Here is a 19,546-nt window from a genome sequence, read left to right as displayed (position 1 = left end):
TCGATGCTTGCTGAACCGCCAGAGCGTCAAGGTCGAGCTCCACTTCCGTGACCGACCTCGTACGTGGCTCATCAACGGTCGTGGCGCTCACGCGGCATCACCGCCCTCCGGCACCACCGGCACGGCGATCAGGTGAAGGTCGCTCTCGCGGATCTTGTAGCCCGCGGGGGTGAGCACCGCGGGGATTGCCCCGGTCTTGATGAGCTTGGTGAGCGTCGCGCGGCCGCTGTAGCCGGCCTCTTCGAGCGCGCGGAGCGAATAAAGGCGCTCGAGCACCGTGGTCGTGTTCAACGGGACACCTCCTGAGTCTCGACGTCTGCGTCTCGACTACTCCGAGGTCGAGCTCCGTCGGGTCCCGTGGTCCCGCCCCGAGAGCCTTATCGGCTCAACGGTCTGCTCACCGCGATCGCGGGAGCTGGTCTGACGGACGATCTGCGTCCGGCTTGCCTCCACTCTACCTCAGGTGAGGCGATATGCACAACTATGTGTGTAGAATAGGTGATAATCGCCTAGAGGTGCTCGTGTACGAGAGGAATCGCCGTGGAACGCTCTCCGGAAGAATCATTCGCAGCTCGACTCCGGGAGGAGCGGCGTCGCATGGGGCTATCCCAGGCAGAAGTCGCCGAGCGCCTCTCTGCCAGGCTCGAGGTGACGATCGATAAGTCGGCGTTGGCGCGCATGGAGCGAGGAGAACGGAGCATCCGGCTCAACGAAGCAGTGGCCCTCGCAGAGGTCCTCCAGGTGACGTTGCTCCGGCTGGTCGGGGAGAGCGGTAGCGGGCCTAGCGCTCGAGTCCGTCGGGCACTGCACGGGCTTGAGAACGCCGAGGTGCTTCTTCGCGCCGCCACTGAAGAGGTCGAACGGCGCGGGGTTCAGGTCGAGGAAGCGCGTGCCCGACTGGCGGAGGTCGAGAACCGCGAGCTCGCCGAGGATCTGCGCGCCGAGCAGTGGCCGATGGGTGACTGACCGTCGTAGCCCAAGTCGGCGTGCCGGGGCCTGACGGCCCGGCCCGCAGGCCATGCTCCTCGCGGCCGGCGCTGCGCGCCGGGTGGGGACAGGCGGTAGGCGGGCTCGTGCTGGATCGAGGCAGCCAGTGACGTTTGGTGCCGACCGAACAACGTTCTCTCCATACCCCTACGTGTGGAAACTTCATTGCAGTAACGGCACTAAACGTCACTATGCCCAGGTCAAACCCTGTTTCGAACCCCGGTCAGTGACACTTGCTATCGGCAAGCAAAGCCCCTCCCGCATGTCCCGGCCGAGCGGGCGGAGCCCGCGAGCGTCAAGAGCCAAGCCGGGCCTGGCGGCGAGCCGCCGCCCGCAGGGCGGTCCACGAATCTCCCGCCCTATCCCCATGCCCACGGCAGTCCTCTCGGCGCGACCTCGTCTTTCAGCCGATCCCGTGTCCGCGCCCAGCCGTAGCCTGGATCCCATGCCCGATCTCCCGCCCACGTCCCGCGCCTTCGCCGACGCCGTCCACCACTACCGCCAGCTGCGAGACCTCAGCCTCGACGAGCTGGCCTACGTCCTCGCCCAGCTCGGCCACGGGCTGACGACCGAGGACCTCCGCCGCATCGAGCACGGCGAGCAGGCCGCCACCGTCGACGACCTCATCGCCATCGCGGCGGCGCTGGGCGCGCGGCCGGCGATCCTGCTCAGCCATATCCCGATCGACATGCCCGTCCCGGACACGCCGCTGGCCACGGGCCTGCCGGCAGACCTCGAGCAGCCGGAGCTGCGCGCCTGGCTGGAGGGCAAGACCACCCTCGACCACCGCGCTCGGCTGCGCTGGGCGATCGACCAGGTCTCCCGCCTGCAGATCCGCAGCGGGCACTTCGAGGACCAGCTCAGAGCCGCACGGGAGGAGCTGCACGAGCTCGGCGAGCTCGCCGACCGCGAGGCCGACGCCCCGCAGGTGGTCGACCTCCACGACCGCATCAGAGAGGGCGAGCACGAGCTCACCCAGGCCGAGCTGGGCCTGGCGCTGGCGGAGCGCCGGCTGGAGGACCTGAGGTCGCGGGCGTGATCGACGCCGGCACGGGGTGCAGTGTCTAGACCAGAGGTTCCACGGTGTGGGCTCAGCCCAGGTGTTCACGCAGCCCCGGCGCTGCGGACAGCAGCTTGACGGTCCTGATCACGGCGGAGAACACCGCCCCAGTCTGTTTCAGCCGGCCTTCGCGGCCCGGCGCTTCGCGGCCACCGTCTTGCGGGATCGGCGCATGTCGGCCAGGGCCTGGTCGATGTCGCTGGCCTCGTCGACGTCGGCGGACAGTGCGTCGATGGCCGCGTACTGCGCCCGTCGCCGCCTCTCGCGGTAGTCGAGCACGTCGGTCAGGGCGATCCTGCGGTGCGTGCCCGAGCGCGTGTAGGGCAGCTGCCCCTCGTCGAGGGCCTTGATAAGCGTGGGCCGGCTGATGCCCAGGAGATCGGCGGCCTGCTGGGTGGTCAGCACCTGCGAGGTCGGCGAGACCGTCACGGACAGGCCCTTGCGCATCGCGTCCACGACGCGCAGCAGCACCTCGTAGACCTCTTCGGGGAGCTCGACGGGATCGCGATCGCCGCCGCCGACCAGGTAGTGCCTCGGCCGCGGGTCCAGAGCCTCCTCGGCGGTGAGCATGTCGTAGACGCGGCCGAGCTGCTGCTCGTCGCCGGCGGCATGCGTCGACGGGGCGAGGGTCTCGTTCGCGGACATGACGGGGTCCTTGTCTGCAGTAGGCGCAAGTAGCTTGCGTTTGCTTCGAATAGTCTAGCGCCGGCGACTCGTGCTAGCAAGCAGCGCACGTCTGCGCTCGAAGCCTCAGCCCCGTTTGGCCAGAGCCAGAACATGGAGAACCCCGCGCCATCAGGTGCGGGGTTCTTGTGTCTCTGGGAGCGAGGCGAGCAGTCCCGGCTCGCCGCGCTCCGACTACGCATCGACTTCGTCGCTCAGTCGGAGGATCGCGACGACTCGATCGACCTGCTCACTGGTCAGCGGAGGCGCGTCTTTGGCGAGCTCCTTGCCTGCTTCCTTCAGCGCGGCCAAGACGTCCGTTTCGTCTGCTGCCACATCGACGACTGAAGCGACGGATGGCCTCTGGCCTCCTGTCGCCGTCGTCTCAGCGGTCGCTGTCGTCATGAGCACTAGCCTACGTGAGAGAGCACTCCTCGTGAGCCTGCAGGCCCGCTACCACTACTGAGTCAGGATGGGGTCGTGGAGAACCTGCTCATCGTTGATTGTGACACGGTGCTCGGCAGGCTCGACCGACCCCTCGCCTCTCCGGGCGGGGTCAGCGCGGACCCCGTGGCTGGGTCGTGGGCACCGTTGTCGCGCCGCCTTGGGCTCCTTCAGTCACCCGCAGCCGCTGGCTCGAGCTGCGCCTCGAGCCATGAGTCGACGTCCGCTCGCCTCCAGCGGACAGCAGTGCCGATCTTCAGCGCGCGCGGCAGGGGCTCGCCGAGGGAGCGCTTGCGGTAGATCGTCGACACCGACATCCCCGTGAGCGCCGACAGCTCCTTCACGTCGAGCAGCGCGCCCCGCGAGTTCTCGCTCATCGTCCATCCTCCTTCTTTCAGAATCTTGTAACGTGTGCCTCACGCTATCACAAGTTACACACAACTGGTAGGCTGTCTTCCATGGAGACGAGATCTATTGCGCAGTCCGTCGGGGCCTCTGCCCGAGCGTTCCGGCGCGAGCACAGGCTCACGCTCGAGTCCATCGCACTGTGCGGCCGCCGGTACGGAGCGACGTGGAGCGTGTCGAGCGTCCAGGCCATTGAGGAGGGGCGCGCAGCACCGACGCTGCCGACCCTGCTCACGCTGGCGCTCGTCCTCGGGGAGCTGAGCGGCAGGCCGCTCGCGCTCGTCGATCTCCTCGGGCCCGCAGAGGCGTTCGAGAAGCCGGCTGTCGGAGACCCGGGCGTGCCGATCCCGCGGACCGTGGTCGAGCGCGCTCTGCGCGGAGGGCCCGTCGAGATCGCGGACGAGGACCGAGCGCCCGTGCTTGACGCCCGCATCCACGGCGGCGAGCCGTTCGGCCCGCCCGACGGCCCTGATGGAGGCTCGAGCGCCCAGCGGCTCTCCCGGGTCGACCCGTCGATCGAGTCCGCAGTCCACGACCGCGGGGGAGCTCCGATGACTGACGAGGAGGTGTCCGACACGCTCGACGAGCTGGTTGAGCAGAGCCAGCAGCCGCCGGAGCCCGACGACCGCGTCGAAGCGCCTTCGCTTCCGCCGAGCCTTGCGGAGGCGCGCGCGGCGAAGAAGCTCGAGATCGCGCCGGAGGAGCTGCAGCGCCTCGCGCGCTCCCTGTGGGCGCAGTGCCTCGAGGCGGAGGCCGCCGAACGGGCGGGGGAGGGGAGCACGCCGCAGGCGCGGGGGCGCGTGACCCGGGTCCTCGTCGACGAGCTTCGTGAAGCGATCGAGGAGGGGACCTGATGGGGCGGCCGAGGCTCGAGATCGGCACCTACGGCACGATCCATGTCGCGCAGACGACCGCGGGGAGCTGGCGGGCACGCACGCGGTACCGATTCGCCGACGGCAAGTCCCGTCAGGTCGAACGCTCCGGCACGAGCCGGGCGAAGGCCGAGACGGCGTTGAAGAAGGCGCTGTTGACCATCGAGGACAGCCAAGGAGGTGAGCTGACGCCCTCGACGACGCTGCGGCAGCTCGGTCAGCGGTTCCTCGCCCACAAGCGCGATCTCGAGCGCTCCGACGGCACCATCGAGACCTACGGGTACGCCGTGACCGCGCACATCACCCCGCGACTGGGGGACCTCACCGTCGCCGAGGCGAAGCCGGACCGCCTGCAAAAGTTCCTCAACACCGTCCACAAGGAATCAGGTCCAGGGGCGGCGAAGAACTGCCGGTCGACGCTGAGCGGGATGATGGCGCTGGCCGTGAGCAACGGCGCGGCTCCGCGCAACCCGGTCCGCGACATCGAGCGGATCAGTCAGCCCAAGGGCAAGAGGGGCTCGTCCGCGATCGAGCCGCAGGATCTGCCCGACCTCATGAAGAAGCTGCGCGCCGCGCCATCGCTCATCGAGCAGGACACCGTCGAGCTGTTCGAGTTCATGCTGGCCTCCGGCTGGCGGGTCGGCGAGGCCTGCGCGCTCGACGTCGGCTCCATCGATTTCGACGCCGAGACCGCCGAGGTCGAGGCGACGAACGTCCGCGTGACGGGCCGGGGGATCGTCCGGCAAGCGGTGCCGAAGACCGAATCGGCCTGGCGGGTCACTCCGCTTCCTCGGCCGACGATGGATCTGCTGCGTCGTCGTCACGAGAGGTTGAAGGACGATACGACCCTGCTGTTCCCGACCGTGCTCATGCGCCTGCGCGACCCGTCGAACACGCAGCGCGAGCTGCGCGACATCCGCGAGGGCCTCGGCTATCCGCAGCTGTCCACTCACACGTTCCGCAAGACCGCGGCGACGATGCTGGACCGGGCTGGCATGAGCGCTGCGGAGATCGCCGCCTACCTCGGACACGCCAACCCGTCGATGACCCAGGACGTCTACATGAACACCCTCAAGGGCGACACCAGGGCCGGCTCGGTCATGCAGGCGCAGCTGTCCGGCCTGATCTGAAAGTGCGGGGTTTTTGCGGGGTGGCCGACTGTTAGAAACAGAAAACCCCCGCCTGAGCGGGGGTTTCGTGGCTCCGACCGGCGTCGATCCGGTGACCTTTCGATTTTCAGTCGAACGCTCTACCAACTGAGCTACAGAGCCGTGGCCGCACGGGCGACCGGGGACCAGAGTAACAGCCCCCGCGGGGTGCCTCCCACTCGGGTCGCCCCGGTGAGAGGCACACCACGTGGCGGGGGTCAGGCCACGCGCACGAGGGTCTTGCCGAGGTTGTCCCCGCGCAGCATCCCCACGAACGCCTCGGGGGCGCGGTCCAGCCCCTCGGTGACGTCCTCGGTGTACCGCACCTGGCCGGAGGCGACCCAGCCGCCCATGTCGCGCAGGAAGTCCTCGAACATGGTGGGGACGAACTCGCGCTGGATGAAGCCGCGCAGCGTGAGGCTCCGGGTGAGGACGGCGCCCATCAGCTGCCCGCTGCGGTCCGGGCCCTCGGGCAGCGCGGTCGCGTTGTAGCTCGCGGCGAGCCCGCACACCGGCACCCGTGCGAACTCGTTCAGCTGCGGCAGCACCGCGTCCCAGACCGCGCCGCCCACGTTCTCGAAGTACACGTCGATCCCGTCGGGTGCGGCGTCGGCGAGGCGGCCGGGCAGGTCGGGGGCGCGGTGGTCGAGGGCGGCGTCCACGCCGAGCTCGCGCAGATGCGCCACCTTGCGCTCCCCGCCGGCGATCCCGATCGCGCGGGCGCCGCGCAGCTGCGCGATCTGGGCGACGGCCGAGCCGACGGGGCCGGTCGCGGCGGCGACGGCGACGGTCTCCCCGGGGGCGGGCCGGCCGATGGCGAGCAGGCCCGCGTAGGCGGTGAATCCGGGCATCCCGAGCACGCCGAGCGCGGTGCTGACCGGAGCGACGGCGGGGTCGAGCCGGCGCAGCCCGGCCGCGTCCTCGACGCTGTACTCCTGCCACCCGCCGTAGCCGAGCACCACGTCACCGGGGGAGAGGTCCTCGACGGTGGACTCCACCACCTCGGAGACGGTGCCGCCGACGATCACGTCCCCCAGCTCCATCGGTGCGGCGTAGGACTTCGCCGCGCTCATCCGGCCCCGGACGTAGGGGTCCAGGGAGAGGTGGAGGGTGCGCAGCAGCACCTGGCCGGGGCCGGGGGAGGGGACCGGGACCTCGTCGTGGACGAAGTCGGTGGGTGCGGGCTCGCCGTGCGGGCGGGAGGCGAGACGGAGGCGACGGTTCAGCAGGTCGGTGCTCATCCCTCGAGCGTAGGACCGGACGATGAACACTCGCAGGGAGCACGACGAAGGCCCCGGAACGATGTTCCGGGGCCTTCGTGAGGGCGACCCTGACCGGGCTTGAACCGGCGACCTCCGCCGTGACAGGGCGGCACTCTAACCAACTGAGCTACAGGGCCTTGCGTTGTCTCCGCGCTTCTCCTGCTCGCTTCGACCTGGATAACTCTACCGGACGTTTCCGGGGCTCTGCACCACTTCGGCTGTGAGCCGCCTCGCACTTGGGTTCCACCTGGTCGTGGAGGGCCGTGACGTGGAAGGGGTGCGCAGCGCGCCGGCCCCTCCGCTGTGGAGAGATCCGCATCGAGGATGGTGCGTGGTGGGGTGCCGGAGTCATCGTCGTGCCGGGGGCCACGATCGGCGCGGGCACCGTGGTGGCGGCGGGAAGCGCGGTGACCAGGGATCTGCCCGCTGATGTGCTGGCCGGCGGTGTTCTCGCCTACCTGATCCGATCATCGTGCGCGGAAAGGGGCGGCTCGGGGTTCTCGCTGTGAGGCCGACCCGTTCGAGAGGCCTGTACGGCGCGGTGTCGGGTTGCTGTTCCCGGTCCCGGGACTCGAATGGTGCCCGGACTGCGGTCCGGAGGTGCGCCAATCGAGTGTTTCTGCAGGTCAGAAGTACCCCCAACGGGATTCGAACCCGTGTCGCCGGCGTGAAAGGCCGGTGTCCTGGGCCTCTAGACGATGGGGGCCCGGGCAGCGCACTGCCCGCGCACGAGCATACCCATCGTGCGGCTGCTCGCGCGCTGCGATTCCGCGTGGATGCGGCGTATCCGACACGCTCCCGCCCGGCGCGCCGTGATTCGATGGCTCCATGATCACCATCAGCCGTGAGGACTTCGAGGAGGCGGTGGACGACGCCCTGGACTCCCTGCCGGAGGAGATCGCCCGCGCGATCGCGGAGGCGAACGTGGTGATCCTGGTGGAGGAGGAGCCCACGCCGGAGCAGGCCGACGGGCGCGAGCTGCTGGGCCTGTACGAGGGGATCCCGCTGGATCAGCGCTCGGTGTTCCAGGGCTACGCGATGCCGGATCGGATCTTCGTGTTCCGCGGCCCGCTGCAGCGCCACGCCCGCTCGCGCGCGCACCTGGTGGAGCAGATCGCGGTGACCGTGCTGCACGAGCTGGGGCACCTGTTCGGCATCAGCGACGCCCGCCTCCACGACCTCGGCTGGGGCTGATCGACGTACTGCGAGGGACGAGCGGTAGGAGATCAGCCGGTCGGGCGGGGCTAGGGGCGCCGCCCTGCGGATCAGATCGGGTCGTCGAGGTCGCTGAGCCCTGCCTCATGGGCGATGATCGCGATCTGCACCCGGTTGGTGCAGTCGAGCTTGGCGAAGATCTTGGAGACGTGCGCCTTCACGGTCGCCTCGCTCATGAACAGGCGCATGCCGATCTGGGCGTTGGAGAGGCCGGCGCCCACGGCGCCGAGCACCTCGGTCTCGCGCTCGGTGAGCTGGTGCAGGCCGGGGTGGCGCTCCTGCCGGGACCCGGGATTCGCCTCCGAGAAGTGGGAGAGCATCCGCCGAGTGACGGTGGGGGAGAGCATCGCGTCGCCGCCGGCGACCACGTGCACGGCGCGGGCGAGGTCCTGGGGCGGGGTGTCCTTGAGCAGGAAGCCGCTCGCCCCGGCCTCGAGGGCCTGGAACACGTACTCGTCCATGTCGAACGTGGTGAGCATGATGATCTTGGGCGGATGGCCCAGCGCGCTCACCGCCCGGGTCGCGGCGATCCCGTCCAGCCGCGGCATCCGCACGTCCATCAGCAGCACGTCCGGTCGATGCTTCTGCACCAGCGTCACGGCCTCGGCGCCGTCCCCGCCCTGCGCCACCACCTCGATCCCGGGATCGGCCCCCAGGATCATGGCGAGCCCGGCGCGCACCAGCGAGTCGTCGTCGATCAGTCCCACGCGCGTCACGTCGCCGTCGGCCACGGGATCACCGCCCTCACTTCGAATCGTCCGTCGTCGGTGGGGCCCGACGTGATCGTGCCCCCCGCATGCGTCACACGGGTCTCGATGCCCGAGAGCCCCATCCGGGCTCCGGGCAGATCCGTCGTGAACCCCTTGGGGAGCACATTACTGACCTCGATCACCAGCTCCGTCCCGGGCTCGCCGATCAGCGCCACCCGCGCTTTGGTGTGCAGGGCGTGCTTGTGGATGTTCGTCAGCCCCTCCTGCACCACCCGGTAGGCGGTGCGGGCGAGGGGGTCGGGCACCTCGTCGTCGATGAAGTCGAACAGGTCCACGGTGATCCCGGCCTGCTGGGAGGTGGTCACCAGGCGGCGCACGTCCTCCCAGGTGGGCTGCGGGGCCAGCGGCGCCTCCTCCTCGTCCCCGCGCAGCACGCCCAGCACCTCCCGCAGCTCGGAGAGCGCGGTGGTGGCGGTCTGGCGGATCAGGCCGGCGGAGTCCTGCACCTGGGCCCGGTCCAGGGAGGGGTTCACCTCGAGGGCGCCCGCGTGCATCGCGACCAGCGAGATCTTGTGCGCCACGATGTCGTGCATCTCGCGGGCGATCCGGGTGCGCTCGGCGCGCCGCGCCTGCTCCTCGGCGGCCGCGCGGCCGGACTCGGCCTGCTCGGCGCGCTCCTGCAGCTCGGCCAGCAGCGCCCGCCGGGCCGAGGTGTACATCCCGGTGGCGGCGGAGGCCACGGTCACCAGGGTCACCAGCGCCAGCCCGGTCACCCCGAGGAACGGCTCGTCCCCCACCAGCAGCATGGTCGGCACCGCCCCGGTCGCGATCGCGAGCAGCACCATCAGGGCAGTGAGGACCCGGTGCTGGCTGCGGGTCGCGTAGCTGTAGGTGACCACGATCAGCACGGTGAGCGAGAGCGGCAGCGCGTTCGCCGTCAGCAGCACCGGCAGCAGCCACCGCCAGTGGCGGTGCCGCAGCAGCAGCGCGACACCCAGCACCACCATGGCGCCGGCCCGCCACAGATCCAGCGAGGATTCGGCGAGCACGAGCTGGAGCACGGCCTCGGCGGCGATCAGGACCAGCACGAGCACCTCCTGCCAGAGGTGTCTGCGGGGTGCTCCTGGTGCGTCCACGGGCGTCAGCCTATCGGCGCGGACGCGGCGCGACGGCGCGGCCCGCGCCCCTGCCCGCCGCAGGTCGCACACGGCGCCGACGGAGGTCGGGGGTGCGGGCCCGTCGTCGGCGCGGCGGGCAGACCTTCGTCAGGTCCCGCCTGGCCGCCGGTCGCTGGCAGGGGCCCGGCCCGCGGAGGAGGCTCGTGCCATGACCTCCACGACTCCCCCCACCGCCCCGGCCGTCGGCCTCGAGGTGCGCGGCCTGCGCAAGGTGTACGGCACCCGCGCCGCCGTCGACGACCTCACCTTCGCCTGCACCCCCGGCACCGTCACCGGCTTCCTCGGCCCCAACGGCGCCGGCAAGTCCACCACCCTGCGCATCCTCACCGGGCTCGCCCGGGCCGACGAGGGCGAGGCGCTGGTGGGCGGGCGCCCCTTCCGCAGCCTCGTCCGTCCCGCCCGCACGATCGGGGTGATGCTCGACGCCCGCGCCCTCCACAGCGGCCGCACCGGCCTGGAGACCCTCCGGCTGACCGCCCGCACGCTCGGCATGCCCGCCGCGCGCGCCGACGAGGTGCTCGCGATGGTGGGGCTGGAGGGCGCCGGCGGCAAGCGCGTGGGCGGCTACTCCTACGGGATGCGCCAGCGGCTCGGGATCGGCGTGGCGCTGATCGGCGACCCCTCCGTGCTCGTGCTCGACGAGCCCGCGAACGGCCTGGACCCCGAGGGGATCCGCTGGATGCGCTCGCTGCTGCGCTCCTTCGCCGACGCCGGCGGCACGGTGCTGCTGTCCAGCCACCAGCTGCGCGAGGTGGAAGCGACCGTGGACCGCCTGGTCGTGATCAGCCGGGGGCGCCTCGTGCGCGAGGGCACCCTCGAGGAGCTGACGGCCGGCAGCGGCACCCGCGTCACCGCCCTGGAGCCGGCCGCGCTGCGGAAGGCGCTGGACCGTCACGGCATCGCCTACGAGCCACGCGCCGGCGAGGAGCTCGAGGTGAGCCTCGCCCCGGAGGACATGGGCCGCCTCGCCCTGCGCGAGCAGATCGTGCTCACCGCGCTCGGCGCCTCCGGGGGCGGCGGCCTGGAGGACGTGTTCTTCACCCTCACCGGCCAGGAGGAGCAGCCCGGCGCGCCGGGCGACGGCGCCCCCGCTCCCGACGCCGCCACCGCCGCCACCGCGGCCTGACCCGACCACCACCGACCCGAGCGAGGCCCTCCATGCGACCCGACATCGACCTCCGCGGCTATCTCGACACCCGCGGCGCCACCATCGTGCTCACCCTCTCCGTCCTGGCGATCGCGGCCTTCGCGGCCCTGGGCGGACTGATCCAGCCCGCGGTGATGCCGCAGGGCACCTCCGACGTGGAGTTCACGTTCATCGTCCTCACCCTGCCCCTGAGCCTGATCCTCCCCGTCATCGCGGTGCTGATGACCGCGGGGGAGTGGTCCGACTCCTCGATCCAGAACACCTTCCTGCAGCGCCCCGGCCGGCTCGGCGTGCTCGGCTCGAAGGTGCTCGCCGCCCTCGCGGTCACGGTGGTGCTGGTGGCGCTGGCCATCGGCCTCGCCGCCGCGGCGACCTGGATCGGCGGCGAGCTGGTGGGCGACGGCGCCGTCTTCTCCTCCTTCGACTCCCTGCTCACCACGCAGCTCGCCGTGGTGGGCTCCGCGGTGCTGTTCGGGCTCGCGATGGGGATCCTGCTGCAGTCCACGGTGCTGGGACTGATCGCGGCCATCGGCCTTCCCTTCGTGATCAGCACCGCGAGCGGGCTGGCGATGGTGTTCGGCTCCGAGACGGTCAGCGACGTCATCCGTGCGGTGGACCTCACCGCCGCCGCCACGGCGCTCGGCTCCGGGCAGGCCACGGCCTTCGAGCTGCTGCCGCTGCTGCTGATGGTGCTCCTGCCCGCCGCCCTCGGGGTGCGGCGCTGGAACCGGCGCGAGGTGGGCTGAGGCCCGCCCGGCCGGGCGGGCGCGCCGTCGCGCCCCCGCCCGGCCGGTCCGCGTCCCTGCTCCATGCGGCCGCGCCGCCGCCGCGCCCGCCCCTCCCGCTGCGCCGTCACCAGCGCGGCGGGGCCTACGATGAGCGAGCCCGCGCCACGCCCTCCCGGCTCGGCCCGCCCGCCCGGACAAGGAATCCTGCATGACCCACCCCGCCCGAGCCCATCGCCTCCCCACGCCCCTCGCCCGCCTCGCCGCCGGCGCCGCCGCCGCGCTCCTGCTGGTGGCGGGATGCACCGGAGGCGAGCCCGGTACCGAGGAGGAGAGGGGCGGCGCCGAGGGATCCGGCGCCGCCGCCACCCAGGAGGGGACCCCGGCCCTCGAGGAGACCGGCACCTCCGCCGCGGTGGACCTCCCCGGGGATCCCGCCGAGGATCCGGCGTACGCGCAGTACTACGAGCAGAGCATCGTGTGGGGGCCCTGCGAGGACCTCGATGCCGACGGCGCCGAGTGCGGCACGATCACCGTCCCGCTGGCGTGGAACGATCCCGCCGCGGGGGACATCGAGATCGCGGTGGGCCGCCTGCCCGCCGGCGGCGAGGCCACCGGCTCCCTGGTGACGAACCCGGGCGGGCCCGGCGGCTCGGGCGTGAACTTCCTCGAGAGCGTGCCGACGCTGATCTCGGACGACGTCCGCGCCGCCTACGACGTGATCGGCTTCGACCCGCGCGGGGTGAACCGCTCCGCCGGCATCGAGTGCCTCAGCGACGAGGAGACCGACGAGTACCTCGCCGCCACCGCCGAGCCCGGCTCCGCCGAGGCGGACCAGCTCTCCGAGGAGTGGGCGGTGAGGGTGGCCGAGGCCTGCGAGGCGCACTCCGGGGACGTGCTGCCCTACCTCGACACCTACTCCGCGGCCCGGGACATGGACGTGCTGCGCGCCGCGCTCGGCGAGGACCAGCTGGACTACCTGGGCTACTCCTACGGCACCTACCTGGGGGCGAGCTACGCGGAGCTGCACCCGCAGCGGGTGGGCAGCTTCGTGCTCGACGGCGCGCTGGACCCCTCGATCTCGATGAACGAGTTCTCCGCCGGGCAGGCGGAGGGCTTCGAGCGCGCGATCGAGGCGTTCCTCGCCGACTGCCTCGAGGCGCCCTCCGGCTGCCCCTTCAAGGGCAGCGAGGAGGAGGCGAAGCAGCAGCTGCTCTCCTTCTTCGCCTCCGTGGACGAGCAGCCGCTGGGGACCGGCGACCCGGACCGTCCGCTCACCGGCGCGATGGCCCGCTCCGCCGTGATCACCCTGCTGTACGAGGACGGGCTGTGGGAGTTCGGCCGGCAGGCGCTCGCCGACGGGATGGAAGGCTCCGGCACCCAGCTGCAGTACATCGCGGATCTCTCCTCCGAGCGGCGCTCCGACGGCAGCTATCGCACCAACTCGACCTTCGCGATCACCGCCGTCAACTGCCTGGATCATCCCGGGGTGGCGGACGAGGCCTGGGTGGAGCAGGAGACGGAGCGGCTCGCGCAGGAGTACCCCACCGTCGGCCCGCTGCTGGGCGGTGACGGCTGCGCCCACTGGCCGGTGGAGCCGCTGCGCGATCCCGCCCCGATCGCGGCGGAGGGTGCGGGACCGATCGTGGTGATCGGCACCACCGGCGACCCCGCCACCCCGTACCGCTGGTCGCAGAGCCTCGCCGAGCAGCTCGACGACGCCGTCCTGCTCACCTTCGACGGCAACGGTCACACCGCCTACGGGCGCTCCGGCGGCTGCATCGAGGAGCAGGTGGACGCCTACCTCCTCGAGGGCACCGTCCCGGAGGACGGACTGACCTGCTGAGAGTGACGCGGATCGCGCCGCGGCGTTTTGCGCCCCGCGCGCGCGGTCGCGTACAGTGAACCGGTCCGCCGCTACGCGGCGACGCCGCCTTAGCTCAGTCGGTAGAGCGATTCACTCGTAATGAATAGGTCGCCGGTTCGATTCCGGCAGGCGGCTCCGAGAGCGGAAGCCCCCTCGGGTCATCCACGACGCGGTGACCGGAGGGGGCTTCGTCATGCCGGCGGACGGGCCTGGAGCCAGGTGTGATACGAGATGTGAACGAGATTGCCTTCGGGCAAGCGCCGAGCGGCTGTCGGGGTGGTGCGCCACGCTCTCTCCATGCAGATGCAGCAGTCGGCCTCGGGCATCGAGCGGGACATCCACCGCCACGTGGGTACCGCCCTCGGGTGAAGGACGGTGGCTCCGGTTGTAGGCGCCTCGAGCACGTCGACGCCTCGTATGGAGCACGTGTCCGCTTCGGGTCCCGGCCCGCTTTCGAGGTTCTGCTCTTAGGTGCGGTCGGCGAGGAGTCACGGTTGTCTGACCCTGCCTCGAGACTCGGGCTATGTGCACTCGCGAGAACCGGTTCCTGACGACCAAGCAGCTCAGCGAGCGGTGGCAGACGCCTGTCGCCACACTGGGGAACTGGAGATACCTGAACGAGGGCCCGCCCTGCCTGAAGGTCGGGAACAGCGTCCGATACAGCCTTCAGGCGATCGAGGAGTTCGAAGAGAAGCACACCGTGAAGGCCGACAACTCACGGCGCCGATGGTGAGCATTTCCGTCCCTTGACGGGTCCGCACCCCTTTCGGCTGGGCTGACCTCGCCGTTTTCGTCGGGCAGGCAGGTCTCGATTAGCGGGTGGCGGAACAGGGCGTCGTAGTGGTCCAGGGCGGTCTCGATCGCGGTGATCGCGTCGTGCTGGTTCGCGGTGGGAGAGACGTGCCAGGGGTACTCGTACTTGCTCCAGTAGTCCCGGCATCCGGTGATCCTCCAGGTCCCGCCGGTAGTGGTCTCGAACTCGGAGAAGTCCAGCTGCCATACCTGGTTCGCCCCTGTGGGTTCCTCCGCGACTGCGGCCGTGCGTCTCTAGGCGAGCTGGCGGCATTCGCGCTGGTAGGCGGCGGGAAGGGTCAGCCCCTCGTCGCGCAGCACGCCACACCTCGAGGTCCTCGAAGGGTCCAGATGCACCTCCGCGCTCTTCTTCCAGACCCGGGCTTCGAGGTGAGCCTCACCGAGGGCCTGGGAGAGGTCGGCGACCTCGGCCTCGAGCTGCTGTTCCCGGCTGGAGGGCGTGGACTTCCCGGTCGCTATGCCCGAGCGGCCGCCCTCGAGGAACTGGCGCTTCCAGTTCCCCACTTGCTGCCCGGAGACCTCCGCTCGCCTGGCGGCCCCGGCGACGGTGACCTCACCAGCCAACACGGACAGCACGATCCGGACCTTCTCCTCGGCCGGAACGACAGGTGGTCTTGCCATGTTGATCAGACTCCCTCAGGTCAGACCCGCATACAACAGGTCCTGCCACTAAGTCTGACGCGCGACATGCTCACCCCGACAGAGTTCGAGACGCTGCACAACGAGGCCCTCACCCGAGAGCCCGCGCCCACAAAGTAGCGGCAGAGAACCCGGAAAGACTCATCAAGCGCCCCAACCTCCCGGAGAGCATCGGGGACGTTTCGTCGCTGCTCAGTAGAAAATCGTGATCGAGCCAGCGTTGCGGGATGCTGCAGTTGCTGAGCCGTTCGTGCCAGCGACGATGACGGCGTCGGCGACATCGCTGCGGACGTAGCTTCCTCCGCCCGCGCCGCTGCCTCCCTGCGCGGCGGCCGCGAACGCTGTGCCGCTGTTCGGTCGGACCGAGAGGGCTGTGCAGCCGCCACCGGCACCGCCGCCGTATCCGCCGCCCCCGCCGGCGGAGATGTGGGCTGCGCGCGCCGTCGAAGCCAGTACGCCGTTCCCGCCTGAGGCGTTGAACAGGTTCGCGCCCGCGTTGCCCGCGGTGGCCTGCTGTCCTACAAGTACATATCCGGAGCCAATCGCTGTAGCACCGGCGGGCGCTGCAGCACCTCCGTTGCCGTTCATAGTGACTGCGCGGCCGCCGTTCACCGTCAAACTGGTTCCTGCTGACCCGGAGAGAGTGACGCTGGCTCCGCTCCCGGCCGCAGTCGCGTTGCCCCCGGGGATGCCCGCGATCGCGAACGCTGCTCCGCCTTGGGTGTTATTCGCTTGTGCTCCAGCGCCCCCGCCGCCGCCTCCGGCGACGATGACGGGTGTCCCGTCGATCAGTATCGCTGAGGCCCCACCTCCGGAGCCGCTGCGGTTGCGAGCCTCCGCAGTATTGTTGCTGGGGAACGCAACACTGTCCCCTCCCTTGCCGTAGCCGCCGCCACCGACGACGGCAGTCGCCGCCGTCGGCTCCCGGGAGCCACCGGCGCCAACGATCAGACGGAGCACCGTCCCTGGGGTGACGCCGAAGTAGCCTGTGACCGCGGCCCCTGCCCCACCCCGAGAGGCGGCACTTGAGCCGCCGCCACCGCCGCCGATGACTTCGACACAGATCCTGTTCACGCCAGCCGGCACAGTCCATGTCGTGTCGCTGGCCGTAGAGGCGGTGGTTCCAGGCCGGTCCGGTGAGTAGGAGCGGGACGGGCATTCGAAAGAAGCGGCGAGAGCGGGCGCAGCGGTCGCGGCGGCGAGCGCTGGGGTGGCCCAGGCAGCGCCGCGGACGACTGCGCGCCGGGACGGAAGGGACTTTCGTTCAGTCAAGGGAACTCCGTATGGTGGTGCGCGCGGCGTTCCAACCCGTAATCGACGTCCTGCGGCGTGCCCGGGTCGTTCAGCCCACGTGTCGGGGGAAGGTTACGTGAGGTGGCAGGACCAGGAGGATACCGGAGTGTCGCAGCCAGCTGCAGGTCGCGACAGCGACGACGAGTAACGCTGTGGTGTTCTGACCTTGGTTCGGTAGTCCTGGGCTCGATCGTTGTCCCGGTGGTGAATCTCCTCGGGACTGTCAGTGGGTTGCAGGTGTCGGGTCGGCGGCCGACGGGGCTGGATGGTGCTGATGGTCAAAACCGGGAGCGCGCAGAGCGGATCACGTCGATCTCTGCATGGAGTCGGGGGTGGTCGGGCCATCAGGTGCCTCCCGCGGTCGAGATCTTGAGGTCGTCGGTGCCCGTTCATGGGTTGGCGTGGGGATTGCTTCGAAGCGTCCGCCCGTCTCCTGGCCGGTTCGATTCTGGCAGGCGGCTCGGATCAGGAAGGGCCCGTCCTCGCGCACCGCGCGGGGGCGGGCCCTTCCCGTTCGCGCCGCTTCGCCGCCGCGCGAGGGCGCCCGCCCAGAACCCCTCGTGTCGCTTTCTTGAGATTGTCCAGATAGCGCGCTACGGTGGGGGCATGTCGATCGCTGATCCCGCCGCCGCCCTCCGGGGCGCAGGCCTGCGTGTGACCGCTCCGCGGCTAGCGACGCTCGCCGCGGTGGGCGCGCACCCCCACTCCGATGCGGAGACGATCGCGCGGATCGTCCGCGAGGACCTCGGCACCGTCTCCCGCCAGGCGGTCTACGACGTCCTCAACGCCCTCTCCGACGTGGAGCTGCTGCGTCGCGTGTCGGTGGGAGGGCGCAGCATGAGGTACGAGCTGCACCGCCACGACAACCACCACCATCTCGTCTGCCGCCGGTGCGGCCGGCTCGAGGATGTCGCCTGCGCGGTCGGGGAGGCCCCCTGCCTGATCCCGCACGACGCCCTCGGCTTCGACGTCGAGATCGCGGACGTCGTCTACCGAGGCCTCTGCGCGGACTGCCGCGCCGCCGAGGCCGCCCCCACCCCCAGTACTCCCTGAGGGACGGCCTCGCCGTCCCCCGGGGTCGCAGGACCCGTGTCGTCGATGTTCATCACGACCTGTCAGAAACCCACCACCGAGGAGAGCTCCATGACCCACCTGGATCCCACGGCCCACCACGACTCGACGCTCGCGTCGACCACCGAGTCCGGCGCCCGCCGCGAGTCCGATGCGCACTCGCTGAGCGTCGGCGCCGACGGCCCGCTCATGCTCCACGACGTCGCCCTGGTCGAGAAGCTCGCCCGCTTCGACCGTGAGCGCATCCCGGAGCGCAGCCCCCACGCGAAGGGCTCGGGCGCCTTCGGCGAGCTCGAGATCACCGAGGACGTCTCGCAGTACACCAAGGCCGGGCTGTTCCAGAAGGGCGCCAAGACCCCGATGCTGGCCCGCTTCTCCACCGTCGCCGGCGAGCTGGGCTCGCCCGACACCTGGCGGGATGTGCGCGGCTTCGCGCTGAAGTTCTACACTGAGGAGGGCAACTTCGACATCGTCGGGAACAACACCCCGGTGTTCTTCCTCCGCGATCCCATGAAGTTCCCCGACTTCATCCACTCCCAGAAGCGCACCCCGGACTCGGGCCTGCGCGACGCCACCATGCAGTGGGACTTCTGGACCCTCTCCCCGGAGAGCGCCCACCAGGTCACCTACCTCATGGGCGATCGCGGCCTGCCCAAGACCTGGCGCCATATGAACGGCTACTCCTCGCACACCTACCTGTGGGTGAACGAGGCCGGCGAGAAGTTCTGGGTCAAGTACCACTTCCTCACCGAGCAGGGCATGGAGTTCCTCTCCAATGAGGAGGCCGACGAGATCGCCGGCTCGGACGCGGACTACCACCGCCGCGATCTGTTCGAGTCCATCAAGGGCGGCGAGTTCCCGTCCTGGCGGCTCGAGGTGCAGGTCATGCCCTACGAGGACGCGAAGACCTACCGCTTCAACCCCTTCGACCTCACCAAGACGTGGTCGAAGAAGGACTACCCGCGCATCCCCGTGGGCCGGTTCACGCTGAACCAGAACCCGGTGAACCACTTCGCGCAGATCGAGCAAGCCGCCTTCAGCCCCTCGAACACCGTGCCGGGCACCGGCGTCTCCCCGGACAAGATGCTGCTGGGCCGCGTGTTCTCCTACCCGGACGCGCACCGCAACCGCCTGGGCACCAACTTCAACCAGCTGCCCGTGAACCGCCCCGTCGTGCCCACGAACTCCTACGACAAGGAGGGTGCGATGCAGTTCTTCCACAGCGGCGACGCGCCGGTGTACGCGCCGAACTCCTTCGGGCGCGGCTACCAGGACGCGCAGGGCCCGGTCGACAACGGCTGGGAGGCCGACGGCGCCATGGTCCGCTCCGCCTACTCCCTGCACGCCGAGGACGACGATTTCGGCCAGGCGCACACCCTGGTGCGCGAGGTCATGGACGAGGCGGCCCGCGAGCGCCTGGTCGAGACCGTCGCCGGTGCGCTCGACGGCGTCATCGAGCCGGTGCTCTCGAACGCCTTCCAGTACTGGAAGAACATCGACCAGGAGGTCGGCGAGAAGATCGAGGCGAGGGTGAAGGGCGCCTGAGCGCCTGACCCCCGCAGCACGACGGCGGCCCGTCCCCGAGGGGGCGGGCCGCCGCTCGTTCCTCGCGCAGGTCAGACCACGAGCACCTCGCCGTCGGCGGCGAGCAGGAGCTTCTGCACAGTGAGGCCCAGCAGGTGGCGCGCCAGGTCCTGCTGGCGGCGCACGCCCAGCACGAGCAGCTCGGCCCGCTCCGTCTCCATCACGTCCAGCAGCACATCGGCGATGTCCTCGTCGGTGGTCTCCTCGCGGAACTCCACCCGCACGGAGGTGCCGCGCAGCTGATCGCGCGCGATCTCCCACTGCTGTTCGTCGGCGTGACGGGGATCCTTCTGCACGCCCTCGCGCCGCACGTTGAGCACGATCAGGGGGCCGCCGCGCTGCTGCGCCTCCTCGCGGGCCGCGGCCAGCGCCTTGAAGCCCACCTCGGTGGGGATGAATCCGACGACGACGGCCATCTGGTCTCCTGGGATGCGGGTCCGGGCGACGGCCGTCGCGCAGGGGC

General features: G+C 70.5%; 21 protein-coding genes and 4 tRNA genes. 12 read left to right on the top strand and 13 right to left on the bottom strand.

Annotated elements, in window-relative coordinates:
* Nucleotides 1-87: 87 nt before the first annotated feature.
* Nucleotides 88-291, bottom strand: coding sequence for a hypothetical protein (locus DWV08_RS10165; protein ID WP_101596815.1), 204 nt, complete (start codon nucleotides 289-291; stop codon nucleotides 88-90).
* A gap of 249 nt (nucleotides 292-540) precedes the next feature.
* On the opposite strand from DWV08_RS10165, the gene DWV08_RS10160 reads away from it, so the two are divergent.
* On the top strand, nucleotides 541-966 hold the full coding sequence (locus DWV08_RS10160; RefSeq protein WP_277601759.1) for a helix-turn-helix domain-containing protein: 426 nt from the start codon (nucleotides 541-543) through the stop codon (nucleotides 964-966).
* Nucleotides 967-1,432: 466 nt separating this feature from the next.
* Nucleotides 1,433-2,026 (top strand): DNA-binding protein, encoded by a 594-nt coding sequence (locus DWV08_RS10155; protein ID WP_115413670.1) that lies wholly within the window; start codon nucleotides 1,433-1,435, stop codon nucleotides 2,024-2,026.
* A 138-nt stretch (nucleotides 2,027-2,164) separates the two neighbouring features.
* On the opposite strand, the gene DWV08_RS10150 is transcribed toward DWV08_RS10155, so the two are convergent.
* From DWV08_RS10150 to DWV08_RS10140, 3 genes are all read right to left on the bottom strand, one after another.
* Entirely contained in the window at nucleotides 2,165-2,692 is a 528-nt protein-coding gene (locus DWV08_RS10150; protein ID WP_115413669.1) for a helix-turn-helix domain-containing protein, read from the bottom strand.
* 213 nt (nucleotides 2,693-2,905) lie between these two features.
* Nucleotides 2,906-3,115 carry a hypothetical protein gene (locus tag DWV08_RS16770; RefSeq protein ID WP_127097463.1) on the bottom strand — a complete coding sequence of 70 codons (210 nt, stop codon included), beginning with the start codon at nucleotides 3,113-3,115 and terminating at the stop codon, nucleotides 2,906-2,908.
* A gap of 209 nt (nucleotides 3,116-3,324) precedes the next feature.
* The gene (locus tag DWV08_RS10140) at nucleotides 3,325-3,531 is read right to left on the bottom strand and encodes a helix-turn-helix transcriptional regulator (protein WP_101596844.1); all 207 of its coding nucleotides are present in this window, start codon (nucleotides 3,529-3,531) and stop codon (nucleotides 3,325-3,327) included.
* 81 nt (nucleotides 3,532-3,612) lie between these two features.
* On the opposite strand from DWV08_RS10140, the gene DWV08_RS10135 reads away from it, so the two are divergent.
* Nucleotides 3,613-4,413 (top strand): hypothetical protein, encoded by an 801-nt coding sequence (locus DWV08_RS10135; RefSeq protein WP_115413667.1) that lies wholly within the window; start codon nucleotides 3,613-3,615, stop codon nucleotides 4,411-4,413.
* Entirely contained in the window at nucleotides 4,413-5,561 is a 1,149-nt protein-coding gene (locus DWV08_RS10130; protein WP_115413666.1) for a tyrosine-type recombinase/integrase, read from the top strand. The genes DWV08_RS10135 and DWV08_RS10130 overlap by 1 nt, the downstream gene beginning before the upstream one ends.
* Before the next feature lie 68 nt (nucleotides 5,562-5,629).
* Here DWV08_RS10130 and DWV08_RS10125 read toward each other — a convergent pair.
* The 3 genes from DWV08_RS10125 to DWV08_RS10115 all read right to left on the bottom strand — a co-directional run bounded on the left by DWV08_RS10125 (nucleotide 5,630) and on the right by DWV08_RS10115 (nucleotide 6,978).
* Nucleotides 5,630-5,702 (bottom strand) — tRNA-Phe (locus tag DWV08_RS10125).
* A 95-nt stretch (nucleotides 5,703-5,797) separates the two neighbouring features.
* Entirely contained in the window at nucleotides 5,798-6,820 is a 1,023-nt protein-coding gene (locus tag DWV08_RS10120) for an NADP-dependent oxidoreductase (protein WP_115413665.1), read from the bottom strand.
* Between the two features lie 84 nt (nucleotides 6,821-6,904).
* Nucleotides 6,905-6,978: transfer RNA gene (locus DWV08_RS10115), tRNA-Asp, on the bottom strand.
* A gap of 126 nt (nucleotides 6,979-7,104) precedes the next feature.
* Here DWV08_RS10115 and DWV08_RS17105 point away from each other — a divergent pair.
* Complete coding sequence (locus DWV08_RS17105) at nucleotides 7,105-7,350, top strand: acyltransferase (protein ID WP_277601758.1); 246 nt, start codon at nucleotides 7,105-7,107, stop codon at nucleotides 7,348-7,350.
* Nucleotides 7,351-7,474: 124 nt separating this feature from the next.
* Here DWV08_RS17105 and DWV08_RS10105 read toward each other — a convergent pair.
* A tRNA-Glu gene (locus DWV08_RS10105) sits at nucleotides 7,475-7,547 on the bottom strand.
* Nucleotides 7,548-7,669: 122 nt separating this feature from the next.
* On the opposite strand from DWV08_RS10105, the gene DWV08_RS10100 reads away from it, so the two are divergent.
* Nucleotides 7,670-8,035, top strand: coding sequence for a metallopeptidase family protein (locus DWV08_RS10100; RefSeq protein ID WP_115413663.1), 366 nt, complete (start codon nucleotides 7,670-7,672; stop codon nucleotides 8,033-8,035).
* A gap of 71 nt (nucleotides 8,036-8,106) precedes the next feature.
* On the opposite strand, the gene DWV08_RS10095 is transcribed toward DWV08_RS10100, so the two are convergent.
* Both DWV08_RS10095 and DWV08_RS10090 read right to left on the bottom strand, forming a co-directional pair.
* A complete protein-coding gene (locus DWV08_RS10095; RefSeq protein WP_277601757.1) occupies nucleotides 8,107-8,787 on the bottom strand; it encodes a response regulator in 681 nt (226 codons plus the stop codon).
* Nucleotides 8,769-9,902 carry a sensor histidine kinase gene (locus DWV08_RS10090; RefSeq protein WP_162801542.1) on the bottom strand — a complete coding sequence of 378 codons (1,134 nt, stop codon included), beginning with the start codon at nucleotides 9,900-9,902 and terminating at the stop codon, nucleotides 8,769-8,771. Before DWV08_RS10090 ends, DWV08_RS10095 begins: the two co-directional genes overlap by 19 nt.
* Before the next feature lie 190 nt (nucleotides 9,903-10,092).
* Here DWV08_RS10090 and DWV08_RS10085 point away from each other — a divergent pair, with 190 nt between their 5' ends.
* The 4 genes from DWV08_RS10085 (at nucleotide 10,093) to DWV08_RS10070 (ending at nucleotide 13,818) form a co-directional block, all read left to right on the top strand.
* A complete protein-coding gene (locus tag DWV08_RS10085; RefSeq protein ID WP_115413662.1) occupies nucleotides 10,093-11,070 on the top strand; it encodes an ABC transporter ATP-binding protein in 978 nt (325 codons plus the stop codon).
* A 32-nt stretch (nucleotides 11,071-11,102) separates the two neighbouring features.
* On the top strand, nucleotides 11,103-11,837 hold the full coding sequence (locus DWV08_RS10080) for an ABC transporter permease (RefSeq protein WP_115413661.1): 735 nt from the start codon (nucleotides 11,103-11,105) through the stop codon (nucleotides 11,835-11,837).
* Nucleotides 11,838-12,027: 190 nt separating this feature from the next.
* Nucleotides 12,028-13,662 carry an alpha/beta hydrolase gene (locus DWV08_RS10075; protein ID WP_115413660.1) on the top strand — a complete coding sequence of 545 codons (1,635 nt, stop codon included), beginning with the start codon at nucleotides 12,028-12,030 and terminating at the stop codon, nucleotides 13,660-13,662.
* An 83-nt stretch (nucleotides 13,663-13,745) separates the two neighbouring features.
* A tRNA-Thr gene (locus tag DWV08_RS10070) sits at nucleotides 13,746-13,818 on the top strand.
* Nucleotides 13,819-14,730: 912 nt separating this feature from the next.
* Here the strand turns inward: DWV08_RS10070 and DWV08_RS10060 are convergent.
* Both DWV08_RS10060 and DWV08_RS16765 read right to left on the bottom strand, forming a co-directional pair.
* The gene (locus DWV08_RS10060) at nucleotides 14,731-15,117 is read right to left on the bottom strand and encodes a transposase (RefSeq protein WP_206516704.1); all 387 of its coding nucleotides are present in this window, start codon (nucleotides 15,115-15,117) and stop codon (nucleotides 14,731-14,733) included.
* Nucleotides 15,118-15,327: 210 nt separating this feature from the next.
* Nucleotides 15,328-16,209 (bottom strand): hypothetical protein, encoded by an 882-nt coding sequence (locus tag DWV08_RS16765; RefSeq protein ID WP_127097462.1) that lies wholly within the window; start codon nucleotides 16,207-16,209, stop codon nucleotides 15,328-15,330.
* A gap of 825 nt (nucleotides 16,210-17,034) precedes the next feature.
* On the opposite strand from DWV08_RS16765, the gene DWV08_RS10055 reads away from it, so the two are divergent.
* Nucleotides 17,035-17,481 (top strand): Fur family transcriptional regulator, encoded by a 447-nt coding sequence (locus DWV08_RS10055; RefSeq protein WP_115413659.1) that lies wholly within the window; start codon nucleotides 17,035-17,037, stop codon nucleotides 17,479-17,481.
* 90 nt (nucleotides 17,482-17,571) lie between these two features.
* On the top strand, nucleotides 17,572-19,044 hold the full coding sequence (locus tag DWV08_RS10050) for a catalase (protein ID WP_115413658.1): 1,473 nt from the start codon (nucleotides 17,572-17,574) through the stop codon (nucleotides 19,042-19,044).
* 71 nt (nucleotides 19,045-19,115) lie between these two features.
* Here the strand turns inward: DWV08_RS10050 and DWV08_RS10045 are convergent, their stop codons facing one another.
* On the bottom strand, nucleotides 19,116-19,499 hold the full coding sequence (locus DWV08_RS10045) for a universal stress protein (protein ID WP_115413657.1): 384 nt from the start codon (nucleotides 19,497-19,499) through the stop codon (nucleotides 19,116-19,118).
* Nucleotides 19,500-19,546 lie beyond the last annotated feature (47 nt).

Source organism: Brachybacterium saurashtrense, assembly GCF_003355475.1.
GTDB classification, from domain to species: Bacteria; Actinomycetota; Actinomycetes; order Actinomycetales; family Dermabacteraceae; genus Brachybacterium; species Brachybacterium saurashtrense.
The sequence above is the reverse complement of the archived record's forward strand: the minus strand, read 5'-3'. Positions and strand labels throughout refer to the sequence as shown.